The organism is Agrobacterium sp. GW821-FHT14E08 (genome assembly GCF_058803865.1).
The window spans coordinates 1388005-1409375 of the sequence record NZ_JBXAPJ010000001.1; the positions used below are offsets into that span (position 1 = coordinate 1388005).

At 60.4% G+C, this 21371-nt stretch carries 20 protein-coding genes; 10 read left to right on the forward strand and 10 right to left on the reverse strand.

Annotation, left to right across the window (positions count from 1 at the left end; all coding sequences use genetic code 11):
- Positions 1 to 35: 35 nt before the first annotated feature.
- Both AC1ROR_RS06865 and AC1ROR_RS06870 read left to right on the forward strand, forming a co-directional pair.
- Complete coding sequence (locus AC1ROR_RS06865) at positions 36 to 572, forward strand: anthrone oxygenase family protein (RefSeq protein ID WP_498588974.1); 537 nt, start codon at positions 36 to 38, stop codon at positions 570 to 572.
- Between the two features lie 386 nt (positions 573 to 958).
- A complete protein-coding gene (locus tag AC1ROR_RS06870) occupies positions 959 to 1585 on the forward strand; it encodes a glutathione S-transferase family protein (protein ID WP_498588975.1) in 627 nt (208 codons plus the stop codon).
- Between the two features lie 75 nt (positions 1586 to 1660).
- On the opposite strand, the gene AC1ROR_RS06875 is transcribed toward AC1ROR_RS06870, so the two are convergent.
- From AC1ROR_RS06875 to recA, 3 genes are all read right to left on the reverse strand, one after another.
- Positions 1661 to 2044, reverse strand: coding sequence for a VOC family protein (locus AC1ROR_RS06875; RefSeq protein WP_498588976.1), 384 nt, complete (start codon positions 2042 to 2044; stop codon positions 1661 to 1663).
- Between the two features lie 113 nt (positions 2045 to 2157).
- A complete protein-coding gene (alaS, locus tag AC1ROR_RS06880; protein ID WP_080834885.1) occupies positions 2158 to 4821 on the reverse strand; it encodes an alanine--tRNA ligase in 2664 nt (887 codons plus the stop codon).
- A 232-nt stretch (positions 4822 to 5053) separates the two neighbouring features.
- The gene (gene recA, locus AC1ROR_RS06885; RefSeq protein ID WP_020012874.1) at positions 5054 to 6145 is read right to left on the reverse strand and encodes a recombinase RecA; all 1092 of its coding nucleotides are present in this window, start codon (positions 6143 to 6145) and stop codon (positions 5054 to 5056) included.
- 246 nt (positions 6146 to 6391) lie between these two features.
- On the opposite strand from recA, the gene AC1ROR_RS06890 reads away from it, so the two are divergent.
- Positions 6392 to 7333 (forward strand): carbohydrate kinase family protein, encoded by a 942-nt coding sequence (locus tag AC1ROR_RS06890; RefSeq protein ID WP_498588977.1) that lies wholly within the window; start codon positions 6392 to 6394, stop codon positions 7331 to 7333.
- Positions 7334 to 7362: 29 nt separating this feature from the next.
- A complete protein-coding gene (locus AC1ROR_RS06895) occupies positions 7363 to 8286 on the forward strand; it encodes a pseudouridine-5'-phosphate glycosidase (protein WP_142173102.1) in 924 nt (307 codons plus the stop codon).
- Positions 8287 to 8462: 176 nt separating this feature from the next.
- On the opposite strand, the gene AC1ROR_RS06900 is transcribed toward AC1ROR_RS06895, so the two are convergent.
- Positions 8463 to 10727 (reverse strand): OmpA family protein, encoded by a 2265-nt coding sequence (locus tag AC1ROR_RS06900; protein WP_498588978.1) that lies wholly within the window; start codon positions 10725 to 10727, stop codon positions 8463 to 8465.
- A gap of 346 nt (positions 10728 to 11073) precedes the next feature.
- Between AC1ROR_RS06900 and AC1ROR_RS06905 the strand changes: the two genes are divergently transcribed.
- From AC1ROR_RS06905 to AC1ROR_RS06925, 5 genes are all read left to right on the forward strand, one after another.
- On the forward strand, positions 11074 to 11847 hold the full coding sequence (locus tag AC1ROR_RS06905; protein WP_035224151.1) for an ABC transporter substrate-binding protein: 774 nt from the start codon (positions 11074 to 11076) through the stop codon (positions 11845 to 11847).
- A 113-nt stretch (positions 11848 to 11960) separates the two neighbouring features.
- Positions 11961 to 12764, forward strand: a complete 804-nt coding sequence (locus AC1ROR_RS06910; RefSeq protein WP_035224148.1) for an ABC transporter permease — start codon at positions 11961 to 11963, stop codon at positions 12762 to 12764.
- Positions 12761 to 13591 (forward strand): ABC transporter permease, encoded by an 831-nt coding sequence (locus AC1ROR_RS06915; protein ID WP_498588979.1) that lies wholly within the window; start codon positions 12761 to 12763, stop codon positions 13589 to 13591. The genes AC1ROR_RS06910 and AC1ROR_RS06915 overlap by 4 nt, the downstream gene beginning before the upstream one ends.
- A 168-nt stretch (positions 13592 to 13759) precedes the next feature.
- Positions 13760 to 14026, forward strand: coding sequence for an usg protein (locus AC1ROR_RS06920; RefSeq protein WP_035224318.1), 267 nt, complete (start codon positions 13760 to 13762; stop codon positions 14024 to 14026).
- A gap of 83 nt (positions 14027 to 14109) precedes the next feature.
- Complete coding sequence (locus tag AC1ROR_RS06925) at positions 14110 to 14934, forward strand: class I SAM-dependent methyltransferase (RefSeq protein WP_035224143.1); 825 nt, start codon at positions 14110 to 14112, stop codon at positions 14932 to 14934.
- Between the two features lie 271 nt (positions 14935 to 15205).
- Here the strand turns inward: AC1ROR_RS06925 and AC1ROR_RS06930 are convergent, their stop codons facing one another.
- The 4 genes from AC1ROR_RS06930 to AC1ROR_RS06945 all read right to left on the reverse strand — a co-directional run bounded on the left by AC1ROR_RS06930 (position 15206) and on the right by AC1ROR_RS06945 (position 18259).
- A complete protein-coding gene (locus AC1ROR_RS06930) occupies positions 15206 to 16171 on the reverse strand; it encodes an aliphatic sulfonate ABC transporter substrate-binding protein (RefSeq protein WP_080834896.1) in 966 nt (321 codons plus the stop codon).
- A gap of 289 nt (positions 16172 to 16460) precedes the next feature.
- Entirely contained in the window at positions 16461 to 16949 is a 489-nt protein-coding gene (locus tag AC1ROR_RS06935) for an Lrp/AsnC family transcriptional regulator (protein ID WP_003507846.1), read from the reverse strand.
- A 70-nt stretch (positions 16950 to 17019) separates the two neighbouring features.
- Positions 17020 to 17673, reverse strand: a complete 654-nt coding sequence (locus AC1ROR_RS06940) for a uracil-DNA glycosylase family protein (protein WP_308400192.1) — start codon at positions 17671 to 17673, stop codon at positions 17020 to 17022.
- The gene (locus AC1ROR_RS06945; RefSeq protein WP_498588980.1) at positions 17666 to 18259 is read right to left on the reverse strand and encodes a thermonuclease family protein; all 594 of its coding nucleotides are present in this window, start codon (positions 18257 to 18259) and stop codon (positions 17666 to 17668) included. The genes AC1ROR_RS06940 and AC1ROR_RS06945 overlap by 8 nt, the downstream gene beginning before the upstream one ends.
- A gap of 108 nt (positions 18260 to 18367) precedes the next feature.
- Between AC1ROR_RS06945 and pdhS2 the strand changes: the two genes are divergently transcribed.
- Positions 18368 to 19903: a two-component system sensor histidine kinase PdhS2 gene (gene pdhS2, locus AC1ROR_RS06950; RefSeq protein WP_498588981.1), complete on the forward strand. Its 1536-nt coding sequence runs from the start codon at positions 18368 to 18370 to the stop codon at positions 19901 to 19903.
- A gap of 6 nt (positions 19904 to 19909) precedes the next feature.
- Here pdhS2 and AC1ROR_RS06955 read toward each other — a convergent pair whose 3' ends face one another.
- Both AC1ROR_RS06955 and cobT read right to left on the reverse strand, forming a co-directional pair.
- Positions 19910 to 20314, reverse strand: coding sequence for a diacylglycerol kinase (locus AC1ROR_RS06955; RefSeq protein ID WP_035224133.1), 405 nt, complete (start codon positions 20312 to 20314; stop codon positions 19910 to 19912).
- Between the two features lie 8 nt (positions 20315 to 20322).
- Positions 20323 to 21345, reverse strand: coding sequence for a nicotinate-nucleotide--dimethylbenzimidazole phosphoribosyltransferase (cobT, locus tag AC1ROR_RS06960; protein WP_035224130.1), 1023 nt, complete (start codon positions 21343 to 21345; stop codon positions 20323 to 20325).
- Between the last annotated feature and the right edge of the window lie 26 nt (positions 21346 to 21371).

Below are 21371 nucleotides of genomic sequence, written 5' to 3' on the forward strand. Positions count from 1 at the left end.
GTACGATAGCGTACGGATATTATATGGAGATTTTCATGTCCAGCTCATTTCTGCATGACATAAAAACAAAGCACTTTCCCGCACTGGAAATGGCAAGGAAACCGGTATGCCTTGCCCTGCGCCTGTTCGCGCCGCTCAGTCTTGGCATCATGGCCGGTTTTTTCTTCGCCTTCAGCAATCCCGTCATGATGGCCTTCCATGAACTGGAAGCGGATATTTTCATACAGGCGTTCAACGGCATCAATATCAGCGTCCGCAACAGCGTTTTCTTTGCGGCCTTCTTTGTTCCGCTCGCCGCTCTTCTCGGCGCAGCCCTTGTCGATCGCAACAGCCGGCTGCTGTGGGTGTCGGCCCTGATCATCTACGCGGTTGTCGTGATCCAGACCCGTATGGTCAATGTGCCCATCAACGAGTTTTTCAAGACGGTTTCGACTGACGCACCGAATGACTGGCAGGAACTGCGTGACCGCTGGGCGCTTTCAAACCTCGTCCGCACCGTGCTTACCACCATCGCCTTTTTTCTCGCGCTGCTCGCCGTGACAAGACATGGCGAAAGACGCCCGGCCGCTTGACCCGCCTCACACTCGCTGCACATCCAACACCTCATGAAAGCCCACACAGCCTGATGGGTGGCATGAAATGTCCAGGAAACAAGAACCCGGAAACCCGGACGCAACGCCGGGTTTCTTTTTTTGTTCACAGTATCTTGATTAGACGTTGCACTAGGCGCAAACTTCGATTCCGCACCGTGCCGCGGCCAGCATAACAATAAGACAAAGCTGGAACAGCATTTACTAACATATAACTTGCCCGGCACAGTCAAATTTCATCGCAGCGTCAGCGCAAACTTAAAAGACGCGCGAATGATGCTGCGGACTATAAAAACGCACAGTGACAGCAAGAAATCCGCATCGGTTTCTCATGATGCTTGGGCGATTTTGCTTGGGGAGGCAAAGCCATGAGTGAGTTGATCTTCTACACCAATCCCATGTCGCGCGGTCGCATCGCGCGCTGGATGCTCGAGGAAGTCGGCGTTCCGTATAAAACGGAAATACTGGGCTTCGAAACCTCGATGAAGTCGCCCGCCTATCGGCTGATAAATCCGATGGCCAAGGTTCCCGCCATCAAACACGGCGATACCATCGTCACCGAGGCGGCGGCAATCTGCGCTTATCTTGCCGATGCCTTTCCCGGCGCCAACCTCGCACCGACGCCGAAGGCACGCGGGCTCTATTATCGCTGGATGTTCTTCACCGCTGGCCCGCTGGAAATGGCGGCCAGCATGAAGGCAATGGGTTTCGAAGTGCCAAAGGAAAAGCTGCGCATGGCCGGCTGCGGCAGCTATGCGGACGTAATGAACACGCTGGAACGCGCCGTCAGCGAAAACCGTTTCATCGCCGGCGACCTCTTCACGGCGGCGGATGTCTATGTCGGTGCCCATGTCGGCTGGGGCCTGCACTTCGGCACGATCGAGAAACGCCCGGCCTTTATCGACTACATGTCGCATCTGACCGATCGCCCGGCCTTCAAGCGGGCAGCCCAGCTGGATGAAGAAGCCGCGAAGGATTTACAGGCAACGGGATAAACCACCCGCCCCTGTTGCAACGACTGAACCATAACCGGTCCGGACCTCGCTTGTCGGACCGGTCCTGGCAACGGATCACGCCCCGGATTGGCTAAGCGGCTCTCCGACTTCTATCGCATGCCCATCCGGATCGTAAAAGCGAAACACCCTCTGTCCCCAGGCCTGCCGCTCGAGAGGATGGATAAGCTCCACATGCGGTGCGATATTTCGAAAAGCCGCATCGACATCCGCATGTTCGAAATAAAGCAGCATGTTTCGTCTGCCATAGGGTTCCTCCGTAGCCTGCGATGTCCGCCAGACCGTCTCCTCAAGCGACCGCCCCTCATGGATCGCAAAGCCGCTTTCAAAGAGAACGAAGTTCCCGAAATCCTGCAATACCGCCAGGCCGATCCTGTCACGATAAAACTCTTTGGAGCGGCTAATATCGCGCACGAAAGGAATGGGATTTACAAAACGCATTGCATTCCCTCCGCCATGTCCCCGGCGCTCAACATTCCGCGCCCTCTGCTCCCAGCCCTTGAGGACCGAAACAAAAAGGCGGGGTAAAACCCCGCCTCTTCAATTCTTCCAGATCATGCCGCCAGCGCTGCGGCCACCGCTTCGATGGCCTCCTGCGCCTTGGCGCCATCAGGGCCGCCGGCCTGCGCCATATCGGGACGTCCACCACCGCCCTTGCCGCCAAGGGCTGCGGAAGCGGTGCGGACAATGTCGACGGCGCTGAAACGGGCGGTCAGATCTTCGGTCACGGCAGCGACAGCACTTGCCTTGCCATCATCGGAAACGGCGATCAGCAACACGACGCCGGAACCGAGATTGGCCTTGGCTTCATCGGCAAGACCCTTGAGGTCCTTGGCGTCGATGCCGGACAGGGATTTTGCGAGGAAATTGACGCCCGCAACCTGCTGGACATCATTTGCACCGGCATCCGAAGAACCGCCACCCATGGCAAGTTTCCTGCGGGCATCCGCAAGCTCGCGCTCCAGCTTCTTGCGTTCGTCTAGAAGGCCCTCGACACGCGACAGCACATCGCCCGGCTGCACCTTAAGCGACGAGGCCAGCGCCTTCACCCGCTCATCCTGCTCGGCAAGATAGGCAAGCGCACCCTGCCCCGTGACGGCTTCAAGACGGCGCACGCCCGCACCGACGGCGCTTTCGCCGAGAATGCGAATAAGGCCGATCTGGCCGGTGGCCGCAACATGGGTGCCGCCGCAAAGCTCAACGGAATAGGGACGGTTGGCCTTCGCCCCCTGCACGCCGGTGCCCATGGACACGACGCGAACCTCATCGCCGTATTTTTCACCGAACAGCGCCATCGCGCCCTCGGCAATGGCGTCGTCAACGCTCATCAGGCGTGTGACAACCGGCGAATTCTGCAGCACGATCTCGTTTGCCATTTCCTCAACGACCTTCAGCTCCTCGGCCGACATCGGCTTTGGATGCGAAACGTCGAAGCGCAGGCGCTCGGGCGCAACCAGCGAACCCTTCTGGGCCACATGGGTGCCGAGCACTTCGCGCAATGCCTCATGCAGCAGGTGCGTGGCGGAGTGGTTGGCGCGCAGACGCGAACGACGCTCATGATCCACCGTCAGCTGCACGGCCTCTCCAAGCTTGAAGCCACCCTTGGAAACGGCGCCCGTATGAACAAAGAGACCTTCGCCCTTCTTCTGCGTATCGGAAACGGCAAAGGTGCCATTGTCGGACGAGATCACGCCGGTATCACCCATCTGGCCACCCGACTCGCCATAAAACGGCGTCTGGTTGACGACGATCTGCACCGTCTCGCCATCGGCGGCGCTGTCAACCGACTTGCCATCCTTGACGATCGCCTGGATGACGCCTTCGGCGGTTTCCGTGTCATATCCCAGGAACTCACTCGCGCCGAATTTTTCCTTCAGCTCGAACCAGACGGTTTCGGTCGCCTTGTCGCCGGAGCCGGCCCAGTGCGAGCGAGCTTCCGCCTTCTGGCGCTCCATGGCATCGGTGAAACCGGAAATATCGACACCGATTTCGCGGGCGCGCAGCGCGTCCTGCGTCAGATCGAGCGGGAAGCCATAGGTGTCATAAAGCTTGAAGGCGGTCTCGCCGTCCAGCATGTCGCCCTTGTGCAGGGTCGAGGTCGCGTCGGAAAGCAGCGAAAGGCCCCGTTCCAGCGTCTTGCGGAAGCGGGTTTCCTCAAGTTTCAGCGTCTCGGAGATCAGCGCCTCGGCGCGGACGAGTTCCGGATAGGCGCGGCCCATCTGCTGCACCAGCGCCGGCAAAAGCTTGTAGATCAGCGGCTCGCGCGCGCCGAGAAGCTCGGCATGACGCATGGCGCGGCGCATGATGCGGCGCAGAACGTAACCGCGACCTTCGTTCGACGGCAGAACACCATCGGCGATCAGGAAGGCGGACGAGCGCAGATGATCAGCGATGACCCGGTGGCTGGCGCGCTTTTCGCCTTCGGCCGGAACGCCGGTCGCCTCGACGGAGGCGGAAATCAGCGCGCGGAACAGATCGGTGTCGTAATTGTCGTGTTTGCCCTGCAACAGCGCGGAAATACGCTCAAGACCCATGCCGGTATCGATCGACGGGCGCGGCAGGTCGATACGCTCTTCCTTCGTCAGCTGCTCATATTGCATGAAGACGAGGTTCCAGATTTCGATGAACCGGTCGCCATCCTCTTCCGGCGAGCCGGGCGGGCCGCCCCAGATATGATCGCCATGGTCGTAGAAGATTTCCGAACAGGGACCACAGGGACCGGTATCGCCCATCGCCCAGAAATTGTCGCTGGTCGGAATGCGGATGATGCGGTCGTCGGAGAAACCGGCAATCTTCTTCCAGAGGTTAAAGGCCTCATCGTCGGTGTGATAGACGGTGACCAGCAGACGGTTGCGGTCGATGCCGAATTCCTTGGTGATCAGGTTCCAGGCATGCGTGATCGCCTCTTCCTTGAAATAATCGCCGAAGGAGAAATTGCCGAGCATTTCGAAGAAGGTATGGTGGCGTGCCGTATAACCGACATTGTCCAGATCATTATGCTTGCCGCCGGCGCGCACGCATTTCTGCGCCGAGGCGGCCGTGGAATAGGGACGGCTTTCGAGACCGGTGAAGACGTTCTTGAACTGCACCATGCCCGCATTGGTGAACATCAGTGTCGGATCGTTGCGCGGCACCAGCGGGCTGGAGGGCACGACCTCGTGTCCGTTCTTCTTGAAGTAGTCGAGAAAGGTCGACCGAATTTCATTCACACCGCTCATGCCCACACACCGCTCACAGCTGGAGTCCATCATTGCCATCGGAAACGATGGCTTTATTGCAAAATCACTGGCTTTTATCGTTCGCACCCTGCCCTGTCCAGCCATGGAGGCGAAGCAAGACATATAGGCAAATAAAAAGGGCCACGCGAAGAAAAATCGCACGACCCTTTTTGATCTATACAAGTTCATGGAAGTCTGCGGGCGGCGATGCCCGAGACTTCACGGAAAGGCATCAGCCTTCGTCGCTGCCGTCGTCGCCTTCGCCGGCGTCCGGGCCGCCATTCTGCAGGAAGCGGTCGGCGATCAGACCGGCATTCTGGCGCAGCGCCAGTTCGATCTCATTTGCCGTTTCCGGATTGTCACGCAGGAAGGTCTTGGCGTTTTCACGCCCCTGCCCCAGACGCTGGCTGTTATAGGAGAACCAGGCACCGGATTTTTCGACGATGCCGGCCTTGACGCCGAGATCGACAAGCTCGCCGGTCTTGGAAACACCCTCGCCATACATGATGTCGAATTCCACCTGCTTGAAGGGCGGCGCCATCTTGTTCTTGACGACCTTCACGCGGGTCTGGTTGCCGACAACCTCTTCGCGTTCCTTGACGGCGCCGATGCGGCGGATATCGAGACGAACCGAAGCGTAGAATTTCAGCGCATTGCCGCCCGTCGTCGTTTCCGGCGAACCGAACATGACGCCGATCTTCATGCGGATCTGGTTGATGAAGATCACCATGCACTTGGACTTGGAGATCGAGGCTGTCAGCTTACGCAGCGCCTGGCTCATCAAACGCGCTTGAAGACCCGGCAGGCTGTCGCCCATCTCGCCTTCGATTTCGGCCCGCGGGGTCAGCGCCGCAACCGAGTCCACGACCAGCACGTCAACGGCGCCGGAGCGCACCAGCGTATCGGTGATTTCCAGAGCCTGCTCGCCCGTATCCGGCTGCGAGATCAAAAGGCCCTGCAAATCCACACCGAGCTTGCGGGCATAGACCGGGTCGAGCGCATGCTCGGCATCCACGAAGGCGCAGATACCGCCCTTCTTCTGGGCTTCCGCAATCGTCTGCAATGCCAGCGTGGTTTTACCGGAGCTTTCCGGACCGTAAATCTCAACGATACGCCCCTTCGGCAGGCCGCCGATACCGAGCGCAATATCCAGGCTGAGCGAACCCGTCGAAACGGTCTCCACCTCAACCACGTTTTCATTGGAACCGAGCTTCATGATCGATCCCTTGCCGAACGACCGTTCGATCTGGGAGAGCGCCGCTTCCAGTGCCTTGCTTTTATCCACCGATTTATCCTCTACGAGACGCAAAGAATTTTGTGCCATCCGAACCACCTTTAGGTTATTGAAGCCGCACAGGCAATGAAGCAGTATGGAAATGGTATGTACTCTATTTGTTCTCATTCCGCAAGGCTGAGCCAGCACATTGAAAACAAATAGGGATAAGTCGTTTGTTCTGCTTTCGTTTTTCCGTGCGCGGCCCATCGCCGCAAACCGGATGCGAGGTCAGGAAGACACCATTTTAGGCCGAATCGTCCGGTCTTTCCATCCGCCAGAGAGGGAAACGCAAGCGTGAAGAAAATACTCGTTCTGGGCGGCGCGCATATAGACAGGCGCGGCATGATCGAGGCGGAAACGACGTCCGGCGCCAGCAATCCCGGCTCGTGGATGGAAGAGGCCGGCGGCGGCGGTTTCAATGCGGCCCGCAATCTCTCCCGGCTGGGTTTTCAGGTCCGCATCATTGCCCCGCGCGGTGGCGACGTCACCGGCGAAGCCGTGGCGGAGGCTGCACGGCAGGCGGGCGTGGAAGACACGCCCTTCACCTTCCTAGACCGCCGCACGCCGAGCTACACCGCCATTCTGGAGCGTGACGGCAATCTGGTCATCGCGCTTGCCGATATGGACCTCTACAAGCTCTTCACCCCGCGCCGCCTGAAGGTGCGTGCCGTGCGCGAGGCGATCACCGCGAGCGACTTTCTGCTCTGCGACGCCAATCTGCCGGAGGATACGCTGACGGCGCTCGGCCTCGTTGCCCGCGCCTGCGAAAAGCCGCTTGCGGCCATCGCCATTTCGCCCGCCAAGGCGGTGAAGCTGAAAGGCGCGCTCGCCGATATCGATATGCTTTTCATGAATGAGGCCGAGGCCCGCGCCCTGACGGGGCAAACGGCCGCCAATGTCCGCGACTGGCCGGAAATCCTGCGCAAGGCCGGGCTTGCCGGCGGCATCGTCACCCGTGGCGCCAGTGAGGTCGTCGCCTTCAAAGGGACGGAAACGGCGATCCTCCACCCACCACTGATCCGCGAGGTCAAGGACGTAACCGGCGCCGGCGACGCCATGGCCTCCGGTTATCTCGCGGCGATCGCCGGGGGCAAAACGATCGCAGAAGCATTGCGGCTGGGAGCCGCGGCGGCGGCTATCACCGTGCAATCGCCCTTCGCCACCGCCCAAGACCTATCAAAAGACAGTGTCGAGGCCATGTTGGGGCTTGTCCCCGAAGCCGAAATGCTGGCATGAACCCGTTTTAAGAACCTGGAACAGACAGAATGACCCGCCCCATCTCCCCGCTCCTGCCCATCGTTTATTCGCAAGAAGTCGCCGCCGCCAAGCAGCGCGGTGCGCCGATCGTGGCGCTCGAATCGACCATCATCACCCATGGCATGCCCTATCCCGGCAATATCGAGATGGCCGAAAGCGTCGAGCAGATCATCCGCGATCAGGGGGCTGTTCCGGCAACCATCGCCGTCATTCACGGCACCCTGCATATCGGCCTTGAGAAGAACCAGCTGGAAGCGCTGGCAAAGACCACCGACGCCATGAAGGTCTCGCGCGCCGACATCGCCTTCGCGATTGCCGAGCGCCGCACCGGCGCCACCACGGTGGCCGCCACCATGATCGCCGCCGCCCGCGCCGGTATCCGCGTTTTCGCCACCGGCGGCATTGGCGGCGTGCACAAGGGCGCGGAAGAGACCTTCGACATCTCCGCCGATCTGACCGAGCTTGCGAAAACCGGCGTGATCGTCGTCTGCGCCGGCGCCAAGGCGATCCTCGATATTCCGAAGACGCTCGAGGTTCTCGAAACCAATGGCGTGCCTGTTGTCACCTTCGGCTCGGAAGAATTCCCGGCTTTCTGGTCGCGCTCCTCCGGCCTGCCGAGCCCGCTTTCGCTCAATAGCCCGGCGGCAATCGCCAATTTCCAGGTGACCCGCGAACAACTGGGCATCGATGGCGGCATGCTGGTGGCCAATCCCGTGCCGGAAGAGGACGAAATTCCGCGCGAGGAGATGGAAATCTACATCAACCGCGCCATTTCCCATGCCGAACGTGACGACATCAGCGGCAAGGAAGTCACGCCCTATCTGCTCGGTGATATTTTCCGCCTGACGGATGGCCGCAGCCTTGAGACCAATATTGCGCTGGTGCGCAACAATGCGCAGCTGGCGGCGGAAATCGCGGTGGCGCTGAACTGAAAAGATAGTCTTCTCAGTCATCCTCGGGCTTGACCCGAGGAGCCACGATGCGCTTGCAGGAATGGATCCTCGCCTCAAGGGCGAGGATGACGGAGTGGAAACAGAATGCCTCGCCACCAACAAAAAAAGCCCGGAAAGCTCGCGCTTTCCGGGCTTTTGTTTTTCACCTGAACCAATCAGTTCTGGGCGACCGGCTTCACCAGCGGCGTCACGCGGCGGATGGTGACGCGGCGGTTCTGCTGTTCCGGGCCGAGCGTCTGAACCTTCAGGTAACGCTCGCCATAACCTTGGGTCGCGAGGTTTTCCGGCGGAATGCCGTAAACATCGGTCAGGACATTGGCGACGGAAGCGGCGCGTTCGTCGGAAAGAACGAGGTTGCTTTCATCTGAACCGACGGCGTCGGTATGGCCTTCGATGAGGAAGGTTTCACCGGGGTTCTTGTCCAGCGCCTTGTTGATCGCATCCGCCACCTTGCGCAGCGAACGGGCCTGCGCCATCGGAATTTCGGCGCTGCCGGTTGCGAAGGTGATCGTATCGAGGTCGATACGGCGCACCTTGTCGCGGATACGGGCCGAATAACGCACTTCATCCAGCGAGTAGACACGTTCCACAGGCTCGACCGGGGGCTGCTCCAGGAAGCGATAATAATCGCGGTCGGGATCGCTCGACGTGTCGATGATGTAGTCGCGAACGGGAATGCGCAGGCGCATCGGCGGCAGGTCGAGACCCGGATCGCGATAGACATAATCGCGGTCGGGATCGTCCATCAGATCGGGCGCATAGAACAGCACATATTCCCGGCCACGATCGTCGATTCGCGAGCGCTGGATCACGTCGCCATAACGGTTGCGGATCGTCACAACCTGCGTGCCATCCCGGCGCTCGACCGTTTCGCGGACACGGCCGCCGGGCAGACGCTCGTAATAGGGCTCGCCGCCATCACGGATGAAGCGCTGGTTGTCGTCGCCGCGCACCACAACGCGATCACCGAATTGCAGGATGATCGGTGCATCGCGGTCCCGGTCACGCGGACGGCCTTCACGCGGCTGCCATTCGCGCACGCCTTCCGGCCGTTCATATTGCGGGCGACGATCGACACGTTCGCCCTGCTGGGAGGTGATGGCCTCCATCTTGACGGGCGGCGGCGGGGCCTTGCCTTCGGCCGCACCGGTGCGCTGCGCCTCGGCGTCGGAGGTTGGAACCTTCACATCACCGGCCTGTTCGCGTTCACGACGGCGCTCCTCGCGGGTCTGGCGGTTGCCGGAACGTTCCACTTCCTTGTCGCTGTCGAGAACGGCGGCGCCCTTGTCGACAGGCAGGATAACGGTGTCAGCAGTCTTGGACGGATCCTTGGCGATCGCCTTGGCCTTGTCCAGCTCCTCCTTCGTCATCGCAGGCGCTTCGGTCTGCGGGATGGCGACCTGATTGGGAACGGGTTCGCCAGCAGGCGCCTGCCCGGTCGTCGCACCGCTTGGCGGCGGTGGCGTCGGCGTGCCTGGCAGCGGAGCCGCAGGCTCGGTCTTGCCCTGGCCTTCTACCGGCGGCTTTTCGGAGGGCTGCTGGCCCGGTGCGGGGTTGGGCTGCGCCTCCGGCGCCGGCGGACGTGCGGGCGTAGGCGCTTCGGTCGGAACCGGTGCTTCCTTCGCGGCAGGTTCCGGGGCTGCCGGTTTTTTCTCCGGAACGGGTTTTTCAGCCGGCTCGGCTTTCTGTTCCGGGGCCTTTTCCTCTACCTGCGGCTTTTTGCCGGGCGCCGGTTCGCGGGGCTTGGCCGGCTGCTCGGCATTTTCGGGGCTTGCTGCAGGCTGTTCGGCCGCCGGCTCCTTCGCCCGTTCTTTGCGCGGACGTTCAGGGCGCTGCTCGCCCTCGCCCGCGGGCTGTTCGGCCCGCTCTGGTTTGCGCGGGCGCTCCTTCGGCTGCTGCTCGGCCGGTGCGGCCTCGGGAGCTGCCTCCTTCTGGCGGGCGGGACGCTGTTCGCCCTCACCCTGCGGCTCCTGCGCCCGGCGCGGGCGTTCCTGTGGCTGTTCGGCTGGGGCAGGTTCCGGGCGGGCTTCGCGCTGCTGCGGCTCGCGCTGGGGTTCCGGCTGCGCTTCACGCTGGGGCTCGGCACGCGGTTCGGCTTCGGCCTTCGGCTCCGGCGGGCGCTCACGCGGCGGTTCCGGCGCCTGCTCCTGCTTCTGCGGCTCGGCCTGGGGCTGCGCCTCCTCAGCCTGCTTGCGCTGCTTGCGCAGAAGCTCTTCCGGATTCTGCTCTTCTGCAGGCTGCCCTTCCGGTTGCGCCTGCGCCAGAATCAGCGGGGTCTGCGACTGGAGAGCGTGAGACTGGGGCATCTGCGTCTGCGCCCGCGCGGCGCCGGCAAAACCGGCCGCGGCCGGTTCCACCGCAATCGCCAGCGACATGAGGGGGAAAACCACCCCCGTCAGCAATGTGTTCTTCTTCAGCATCGGTGCTTCCTCATCTGCCAATCGTTATGCGTCGCTTATACCGCGACATCGTAAAATCCGGCCGCGCGTGCAGGCGCTGGTCAACGCCTTGCACACGCTTCGGTTCCCATGATGACCAAACCCTTCTGTACCGGAAATGAACAGATCAAGGCGTTTTCGTGATAGCTTGGCGACGGAATCGCGATCACTAATATTGCGGTTGCATTTTTTGACCAACCGGATGAATAATCTGAGCCGCGCTGAAGGCCGCAGCCGGTATAATCCGTTCTGCCGCGCCCAGCGCTCAAGGCGTCCGCACTGACAACAACAACAGACTGCGGATGAACGACCAAAAGAGAGGATCGAAATGCCTATTTCCACCCGTCTGCTCGCAGCCGTATCGATTGCCGCCATCTCGCTGTTTTCCGGCGCCGCCCTCGCGCAGGACAAGATTGTCATCGGCACCGAAGGCGCCTACCCGCCCTTCAACAATCTTGAAGCCGACGGCACGCTGACCGGCTTCGACATCGACATCGCCAAGGCGCTGTGCGTCGAAATGAAGGCCGAATGCACCTTCGTCACCAATGACTGGGACGGCATCATTCCGGCCCTGCAGGCCAAGAAATTCGATGCCATCATCGCATCCATGTCGATCACGCCCGAGCGTCTCGAGAAGGTCGACTTCTCCAAGAAATATTACAACACGCCGCCGGCCATCGCCGTGCCGAAGGATTCGCCGATCAAGTCCGTCGATGATCTCAAGGGCAAGTCGCTCGGCGCACAGGGCTCCACCACCCACTCCAACTATGCCGAAAAGCATTTCCCGGGTTCCGACGTGAAGATGTACCCGACCGCCGATGAATATAAGCTCGATATCGCCAATGGCCGTATCGATGCCGTTATCGACGATATCGTTGTCCTGTCGGAATGGCTGAAGACGGATGCGGGCAAGTGCTGCAAGATCCTGACGCCGCTTCCGGTCGATGTCGAGATCAACGGCAATGGTGCGGGCGTTGCCGTTCGCAAGGGTGACACGGCGCTTGCCGACAAGTTTACCGCCGCCATCGCCGGTATCCGCGCCAACGGCAAATATCAGGAAATCAACAAAAAATACTTCGATTTCGACGTTTACGGCCAGTAACAGGCACAGTGCTTGTTGAAATCTCGTGGCGGAAGGCTTGCCCTTCCGCCATTTTTGTTTGAAAACGTAACCATAACAATCACGGCGGCTTAAGACCGCGGGGGAAAACTGGCATGAGCGGAGCATTTTCCGCCATAGGTGCGTTCTGGACCTATGTCTCGACACTTCTCGACCCCTTCTGCGGGCCGGTCGGTCTCTTCTCGCTTTTCGGAAACGGCACACTCGTCGCCTGCGGCGATGCGGGTTGGGGCGACGAAATCGCCTTCGGCGTCAAGGTCACCATCTCGCTGGCGCTCGCCACGCTGCCCGTCGGGCTGCTGATCGGTTTCCTCATCGCGCTTGCCGCGCAATCGGAAGAGAAATCGCTGCGGCTGGCCGCCGGCATTTACACCACCATCTTCCGCGGCCTGCCGGAACTGCTGACGCTCTTCATCGTCTATTACGGCATCCAGATGCTGCTGCAATCGCTCGCCGGTTATGTCGGCATCACCGGTCCCGTTGAGATCAATGCCTTCGTGGCAGGCATGGTCGCACTTTCGGTGGTGTTTTCGTCCTACGCCTCCGAAGTGCTGCTCTCCGCCTTCAAGGCCATACCCAAGGGACAATATGAGGCAGGCGCGGCGCTGGGGCTTTCACGCAGCCGCACCATGCTACTCGTCATCATTCCGCAGCTGGTCAGGATCGCCCTGCCCGGCATGACCAACCTCTGGGTCATCCTGCTGAAAGATACGTCCTATGTCTCGATCATCGGCCTTGCGGATATCGTCCGCCAGACCGGCATCGCAGCCCGTGTCAGCAAGGAAGCCTTCTTCTTTTACGGCATCGCCTGCCTGCTCTATCTCATCCTTGCACTTCTTTCCTCCGTCGGCATCGGTTTCATTGATCGCTGGTCGCGCAAGTCGGAGGCAAGCCGATGAGCCACGTCCAGGAACTCATTCCCCCGCGCGCCGCGCCGCCCGCCATCGACAAGCCGCTCAATATTTCGCGCATCGTCGGTATCGGCGTCATCACACTCTGGCTGCTGCTCGCCGCCGGGCTGATCTTCGCGATGATCGAAGGTTGGGACTGGGCGAAATTCGAACGTTACGGGCCGCGTTATATTGACGGTCTCATCACCACCATCACTCTGGTCGGCAGTTCGATCATCCTTGGCGCCATTCTCTCGGTGCCGATCGCCTTTGCCCGCATGTCGGAAAACCGCGTCATCGGCGCACTGGCCTATGCCTATGTCTATGTCTTCCGCAGCACGCCGCTTCTGGCGCAGCTCTTCCTGATCTATTACGGCCTTGGCAGTTTTCGCCCGCAACTGGAGGCGGTCGGTCTCTGGTGGTTCTTCCGTGAGGCCTGGTATTGCGGCCTCCTGTCGCTCACCCTCAACACTGCCGCCTATCAGGCCGAAATCCTGCGCGGCGCGATCCGCAGCGTCCCGCGCGGCCAGCATGAGGGCGCCGCCTCCCTGGGTATTTCGAAATTCATCACCTTCCGTAAGATCATCCTGCCGCAGGCGCTGATCGTGGCGCTGCGCCCCTATGGCAATGAGATCATCCTGATGATCAAGGGCTCTGCGGTGGTCTCCATCGTCACGGTCTTCGACCTGATGGGACAGACCCGCTACGCCTTTTCCCGCACCTTCGATTATCAGGCCTATCTCTGGGCCGCGATCTTCTACCTGACGATCGTCGAGACGCTCCGGCATGTCTGGGCATGGCTGGAAGCCCGCCTGACGCGCCATCTGAAACGCTAGGGGCCAAGTTGGCAGCACTCATCAATAGAGGCTGCCAACATTTTGAAAAATATAACTATTTTGTGACAATCCATGCTTCTGGCAAGCTTGGATTAACCATGTCGTGTTCCCATATTCGATACAGCGGCAATGCTGTTATCGGCAATCATGAAAATCGGAACCGCCGTCATGAACAAGGACATGGAAATGATGCTGAGGGGCTACGGCCTCACCACCGCCCAGATTTTTTACCGCATGCCGGACCATCCGCTGGTTCTCCAGACCTATGTCTGGCAGGACTACGATCTCGCCCCGGACTTCCCCGAAATGCACGGTTTCCTCAAATTCTGGCAGGAAAAGCTCGACGGACCATTACACTCCGTCCGCTACGTGCATCGGCAGGTGATCTCGGCGCAGGAATGGCGGGCGCTGAAAGGAGAGTTCATCCTTCACTGAGCTGTCGCGCCACATAAACATTGCGCCCGTCCCCGTTGCGGCTTACAGCAAACGTCAACCAGAGACGTTATGGATACCGCACGATGACGAAGAACCAGAAAATTGACGAAGAGGCGCTTGCCGAAGCCTATAACCGCGCGCTTGCGCTTGAAAAAGCCGGCGATGTGGACGCGGCGGTAAAGGCCTATGAGGAAGTTCTGGCCATCGACCCCGACGATCACGGCGGCGCGGCCGTTCGCATCGCCGCCATGGGCCGCGGTGAAACGCCGCCGAAAGCGCCCGACGCCTATGTCGAGACCCTGTTCGACCAGCACGCGGAAGCTTTCGAGGATATTCTCGTCGAACAGCTCGGTTATGCCGTACCGATGATGGTGCGCCAGCGGCTGCAGGCGTTGAACCTCGGTCCCTTCAAGCGCCTGCTCGATCTCGGCTGCGGCACCGGCCTCACCGGCGAAGCACTGCGCGACATGGCCGACGATATCACCGGCATCGATATTTCCGAAAACATGGTCGAGATCGCCCATGAAAAGGACCTCTACGAGACGCTTTATGTCGCCGAAGCCGAGGATTTTCTCGAAGACAATGACGACGAGGCCTTCGACATCATCACCGCCACCGATGTGCTGCCTTATCTCGGCGCGCTGGAGCCGCTGTTTTTCGGAGCCGCCGAAAACCTCAATCCCGGCGGCCTGCTGATCTTCTCGTCGGAAACCTTGCCTGAAGCGACCATGGCCGGACGCCCCTATATCGTCGGCCCGCACCAGCGCTTCGCCCATGCGGAAACCTATGTGCGCGAAAGACTGGCCGCGACCGGCTTTGAAATTCTCGAAGTGACCGACATCAATGTGCGCATGCAGGACGGCAATCCGACGCCCGGCCATCTGGTGATCGCGAAGCTCAAGGGCTGATACGGCATAAAGAGGCTTATGCCCCCGACGTCTCGGCAGTTTCCTTCTCCCCGCCGGGGAGAAGGTGGCCCGAAGGGTCGGATGAGGGGGCAACGCCGGCGATAGACCGAACCCTCGCCCCCTCATCCCGCTGCCGCGGCCTTCTCCCCCTCGGGGAGAAGAAATATGCGGCAGACGCTCGCCCTTCATGTAACCCACATGGCTCCTGCCTGAATCAACCTCTCAGCAACACCCGCCAGCGGGTTGAAGAGACTCACCTTTTCCGGCCCGCTCAGCTCGCCTTCGGTCGCCAGACGATATCCGCCACCTTGAGCTTCTTCGGCACGATCTTCAGATCATAGAACTCATCCGCAAGCGCCTGCTGATAGGCAATGGCCTCATCCGGAACCAGCGAAACCCGCCCGAGATTGGCCCCGGGACGCGTCAGCGAGACCTTGGTGACATCAAAGGGAACGCCTGTGATGGCCGCCAGCGATTTTGCCGTCTCGTCGATATTGGCCTGCGCCTTCGTACCCACATTCGCCAGCTCCTTGAGGATCAGCGGCACGAGATCGGGATTGCTTTCGACGAAGTCGCCATTGGCCAAAAAGTAGCTCCACGGGTCGACAATACCGTCGGCGGTCGCAAGAACCCGTGTTGTCGGTTCCTTTTCCGCCACGGCGAAATAAGGGTCCCAGATCGACCAGGCATCGATGCTGCCGCTGCGGAAGGCGGCCGCCGCATCCGGCGGGGCAAGATCGACGGGCGTAATGTCATTCAGCGTCAACCCCGCCTTCCGCAATGCTTTCACAATGACATTATGGGCGCTGGAGCCACGCTTGAAGGCGACCTTCTTCCCCTTGAGGTCCTCCAGCGTCTTCAGCGGCGAATCCTTCTGCACAAGGATTGCCGATCCGCCGGCCGCCGCCTTGTAGGTGCCCACATAGCGAAGATTGCCACCGGCCGCCTGCGCAAAGAGCGGTGGCACATCGCCCGTCGGGCCAATATCCAGCGCACCTGCGCCCAGCGCTTCGAGAAGCGGCGGACCGGAGGAGAATTCCGACCATTTGACCTCGATGCCGCGATCCTTCAGCAGCGCTTCCAGCGCGCCCTGGCTTTTCGCCAGCGCGATCACGCCATTTTTCTGCCAGCCGATCCGCAATGTGGTGGTGGCGGCACTCGCCCGCCGGATATGCGGCAGAAAGGCCGCCCCGGTCGCACCTGCAATCAGTCCCAATGTTCCGCGTCGTGTAAGCATATGGATATCCCTCGCTATTCCATCCTTCGACAGTAAAAGCGTAGATATTCGAGCGATTTTATCAAAATCCCGCTTTGCGCGGAGACGGCGCGGAGAGAATTGAATGTGCGAATTTGCCGGTACAGGCGAAATAAGATTGTCGCACCGCATGGAAGCGCCCTAGGCCATGCCCCCGTTTGGGCGGCGGTCAGATAACGCGCTCAGGCGTCCGGGCAAGCCAAATCGCAGAACGAAAAATGCCCTTCCCGGCCGCCGGAAAGGGCATTGATCAAGCCTGATCAGCCTGGGATCACTCCTCGCCCGACTTCGGATTGTCGAGAAGCATATAGTCGAGCGGCAGCTCGGTCGTATATTTGATCTGCTCCATCGCGAAGGCGGAGGATACGTCGCGAATTTCGATCTTGGCGATCATCCGCTTGTAGAAGGCGTCATAGGCCGCAATATCGGGCACGACGACGCGCAGCAGATAATCGACATCGCCGCTCATGCGGTAGAACTCGACAACTTCGGGAAACTCGGAAACCACCTCCGAAAAACGCTTCAGCCATTCGATGGAATGGGAGGCCGTGCGGATGGAGACAAAAACGGTGACCTTGGTATTGACCTTGACCGGATCGAGCAGCGCCACGCGCCGACGAATGACACCGTCCTCCTCCATCTTCTGGATGCGCCGCCAACAGGGCGTCGTGGAAAGGCCGACCTTTTTCGCCAGATCGGCAACGGCCAGCGTGGAATCCTCTTGCAGAATGCGCAAAATCTTACGGTCTAGGCGATCCAATGCGTCTACCCTCCTGAATTAATTTCCTTTCAATACACTAATTTTTAGAGAAAAACAGAAAATTGTTTCACTAAAGCCGCATTTCCACATGTTGGCGAAGAACCGGCAACAGCTCCTGTGTGAACCACGGGTTCTTTTTCAGCCAGCCGGTATTGCGCCAGCTCGGATGCGGCAGCGCGAAGATGGCCGGGCCTGAATTTGAGTAAAAATAGCTGCGCCAGTCGCGCACCGTCTCGGTCATGGTTTTTCGCCGTCTGTCACCAAGGTGGAAGGCCTGCGCATATTGACCGATGGCAAGGATCAGCTCCACCTGCGGCATTGCCGCCATTACCCGCTCACGCCATTGCGGCGCACATTCTCGCCGTGGCGGCAGATCGCTGCCCCTGTCGTCGTAACCGGGAAAACAGAACCCCATCGGCACGATGGCAAAACGATCCGGGTCGTAGAAAGTCTCCCGGTCCACATCAAGCCATTGGCGAAGCCTGTCGCCGGAAGCATCGTTGAAGGGCAGACCCGTTTCATGCACGCGCAACCCCGGCGCCTGCCCGGCTATCAGGATCCGCGCTTTCCTCGATATCACCACCACCGGCCGGGGTTCGTGCGGCAAGCGATCGGCCGCCCCTTTTAGCGGCGTGTCGCGACAGATGCGGCAGCGGGCGACCCCGTCGCGCAGCCCGTTAAGCCCGTCGTCGCCCATGGGTGCAGACCGACCTGTCTCAGCCATTTTTCCACCCCAGAAGATGACGGATGATGGTCAGAAAGCCGGCAGCGGGCGTCTCGATATCCGCCGCCCGGTGTTCCCGCCGCCATTGCGACGGTTTTTCGAATTCACCCGCCCAGATACCACGCGCCTCGCGGCGTGCGGCCGCCTGCTCGCCGGAGAACTGAAAATAGCCGGAAGCAACCGCGAAGCCCGCCGCCACCATTGCCGCAGACACATCCTTGCCGCCAGCGGAGCAATAAACCAGAAGCCGCCCATAACGATCCTTAGAACTGCCGGAACAGGAAAAATCCGCACCCGCGCTCAGCCCTTGCAGAATACGGCGCGCCTCCTCGCCGCACGGCCAGCTTTCGCCGCCGCGCTCACATGTTTGCGAGAGCTCCGGCGCATCGATGCCAAGCAGCCGGAACCTTTCTCCGCCCTTTGCGAGCGTATCGCCATCGATCACGAAGAAACGGCCGCTATGGGTTTCGCTGTTGATCTGATCGAGCTTGGCGGCAATCAGAATGCCAATAAAAACCGTGGCAAGAAAAAGCCCGCCGTCGCGGAACGCTGAAAAACCCCGGCGCCTGCCTCCGTTTCGTCCCATGTAACAACAAACCCTTGTCAGAAATGGCAAACAAATCCTTTCACGGCAGCATCTTCTTAAGATTTTGCGCGTAGCCTGCAAGGGTTCATGTCACCCCACGTTGTAACAATGAGTAAAAGCGTCAGCACGTCCACGGACAAGATCATCGTCGACCGGTCGAAAAAACACCGCAACAAGGCTGTTTTCGACACGGTGAAGACGACACGCGAACGCCTGCAGCAGGGCGCTGGCGGAAGTGACGCCTATGAACGTGAAATGCTGACCATGCACATCGCCGAAGCCCTTCAGGGCGCGATGATCATGCCGCTTTTCATCGTGCTCGCCTCCATCATCGGTTTGTACATCACCCGTGACATAGGTCTGATCGTCTGGTCGCTCATCGCGCTGAGTGTTCACGCCATATCCCTGCTGGTGGCCAAAAGGGCGGCAAAACAGGGGATCACGGCGGAAAATCTCCAGCATTGGCGTAATCTCTTCCTCGGCATGCAAATCCTTATCGGCTGCGCCTGGGCCATGTTCGCGCTCGCCGAACCGGCACGCAACGATCCAACACTCGTCCTCTTCTTTAAGGGCGCGACGCTGCTGATCGCTCTTTCGCTGACAGCCATGGCCAATTTCATGCTACGGCGGGCGACATTCATGACCTTCTTGCCGGTGTTGGCCGCTCTCTGCGTCACATCGGCCATATCGCGCGATCCCTTCGATGTCGGCCTTGCCCTGATGTTCGGCATGGCGATCCTTTTCTGTCACCGCATCACCAGCCGGCTATATCAGACCAGCGTCAAGCTGCTTTCGTCGCAGACCGAAAAGGACGACCTGATCGCCGAACTCGAAGTCGCCAACTCTGTCTCGGACGAGGCCCGGCGGCGTGCGGAAGAGGCAAATCTGGCAAAATCGCGCTTTCTCGCCTCCATGTCGCACGAGCTCAGGACGCCGCTCAACGCCATTCTCGGCTTCTCCGAAGTCATGGCCTCGGAGGTGCTCGGCCCCCTCAACAATCCACTCTACAAGGAATATTCCGGCGACATTCACCGCTCGGGCCAGCATCTTCTGGATTTGATCAACGAAATCCTCGACCTGTCGCGCATCGAGGCCGGGCGTTACGACCTCAACGAGGAATCCATCTCGATGCTGGAAATCGCCGAGGATTGCATCGGCATGATCCAGCTTCGCGCCCGCGCCAAGAACATCAGAATCTCGCAGCAGTTCGAAAGCAGCCTGCCGCAGGTCTGGGCCGATGAAAAATCGATCCGCCAGGTGATCCTGAACCTTCTGTCCAACGCCGTTAAATTCACACCCCAGGGTGGTGAGATTTTCGTCAAAGCCGGCTGGACGGCGGGTGGCGGGCAATATGTATCGATCAGGGATAACGGCCCCGGCATTCCCGAGGACGAAATCCCCATCGTCCTGTCGGCCTTTGGCCAGGGATCGATTGCGATCAAGAGCGCTGAACAGGGAACCGGGCTCGGCCTGCCCATCGTTCAGGCCATCCTCGCCAAGCATGACGGCCAGTTCATATTGAAGTCAAAATTACGCGAAGGCACCGAAGGCATCGCCATCCTGCCGGCAAAACGCGTGCTGCAAAGCCTGCCGGCAGTGGAAGAGACCCACGCGGTCCAGCCGCGCCGGCGATCCTTCGCCTGAGACGCCTCAAAAGAACAGCGTCGTCACCAGCGAATAAAGCACGAAAAATCCGTTTGCCGTCAAAAGGCAGAAGACGGCGAAGGAGCCGAGATCCTTGGCATGCCGTCCGACCGAGGAGATTTCCGGTGAGATGCGATCCACCAGCTCTTCAATCGCGGTATTCAGCGCCTCGACCGCAAACAGAAGCAGCATCAGCACCGTGAAGACAAGAAGATGCGCAAAGGGCGCGCCGACGACCAGAAGCAGGGCAAGCCCGACGCCGAAGGCGAGAACCTCATGCCGAAAAGCCGCTTCCTGCCACAGCCGCCCCAGCCCCTGCACGGAGTAGCGCGCGGCGGCAAAAAGATGCCGCCAGCCCTTTTCCTTGCGGAAGGCGGGCTCAGATTGCTTTTCCTGCGGCGTCGCGTCCATCTGTGACCTCAATGGCTGATGCGGGTGTCCACACCCGCCGCTTCAAAGGTCGCCATGCCGGAATGGCAGGCGGCGGCAGCCTTGACGATGCCGGCGGCCAGAGCGGCGCCCGTGCCTTCGCCAAGCCGCATGCCAAGCGCCAGAAGCGGCGTCTTGCCAAGCTTTTCAACGGCGGCCAGATGGCCGGGCTCGCCGGACACATGGCCGATCAGGCAATGGTCGAGCGCCGAAGAATTGGCCGCCTTCAGGAGCGCGGCGGCGGCCGTCGCCACATAGCCGTCGATCAGCACGGGAATACGCTGCACGCGGGCGGCAAGGATGGCCCCTGCAATCGCCGCGATCTCGCGTCCGCCAAGGCGGCGCATGATTTCCAGCGGGTCAGACAGATGATCCCTGTGGAACTCCACGGCAGCCTTCACCGCTGCGATCTTGCGTGCCATGACATCGCCTTCCGAGCCGGTGCCAGGACCGGTCCACTCTTCCGCCGTACCACCGTAAAGCGCCAGATTGATCGCCGCCGCGATGGTGGTGTTGCCGATGCCCATTTCGCCGACGCAGAGAAGATCGGTACCGCCGGCAATCGCCTCCATGCCAAACGCCATGGTCGCGGCGCAATCGCGCTCCGAAAGGGCCGGCTCGCAGGTGATATCGCCGGTCGGGTAGTCAAGCGCCAGGTCGAATATCTTGAGACCGAGATCGTTGGAGACGCAGATCTGGTTGATCGCCGCACCGCCTGCCGCGAAATTCTCCACCATCTGCTGCGTTACCGAAGTCGGATAGGGCGTGACCCCGTGACGCGTAACGCCATGATTGCCAGCAAAAATGGCCACCAGCGGGCGGGTGACGGCAGGCGAACGACCGGACCATGCGGCAAGCCACATGGCGATTTCTTCCAGACGGCCGAGCGAGCCCGCAGGCTTGGTCAATTGCGCATTGCGCTCCTTGGCCGCCACAAGCGCATGCGTGTCCGGGCCGGGAAGCTCGCGCAGCAGCGCGCGGAAATCATCGAAGGGCAATCCGCTCATGCTCATGATATCAGTCTCTTTCGTAGCCGGGT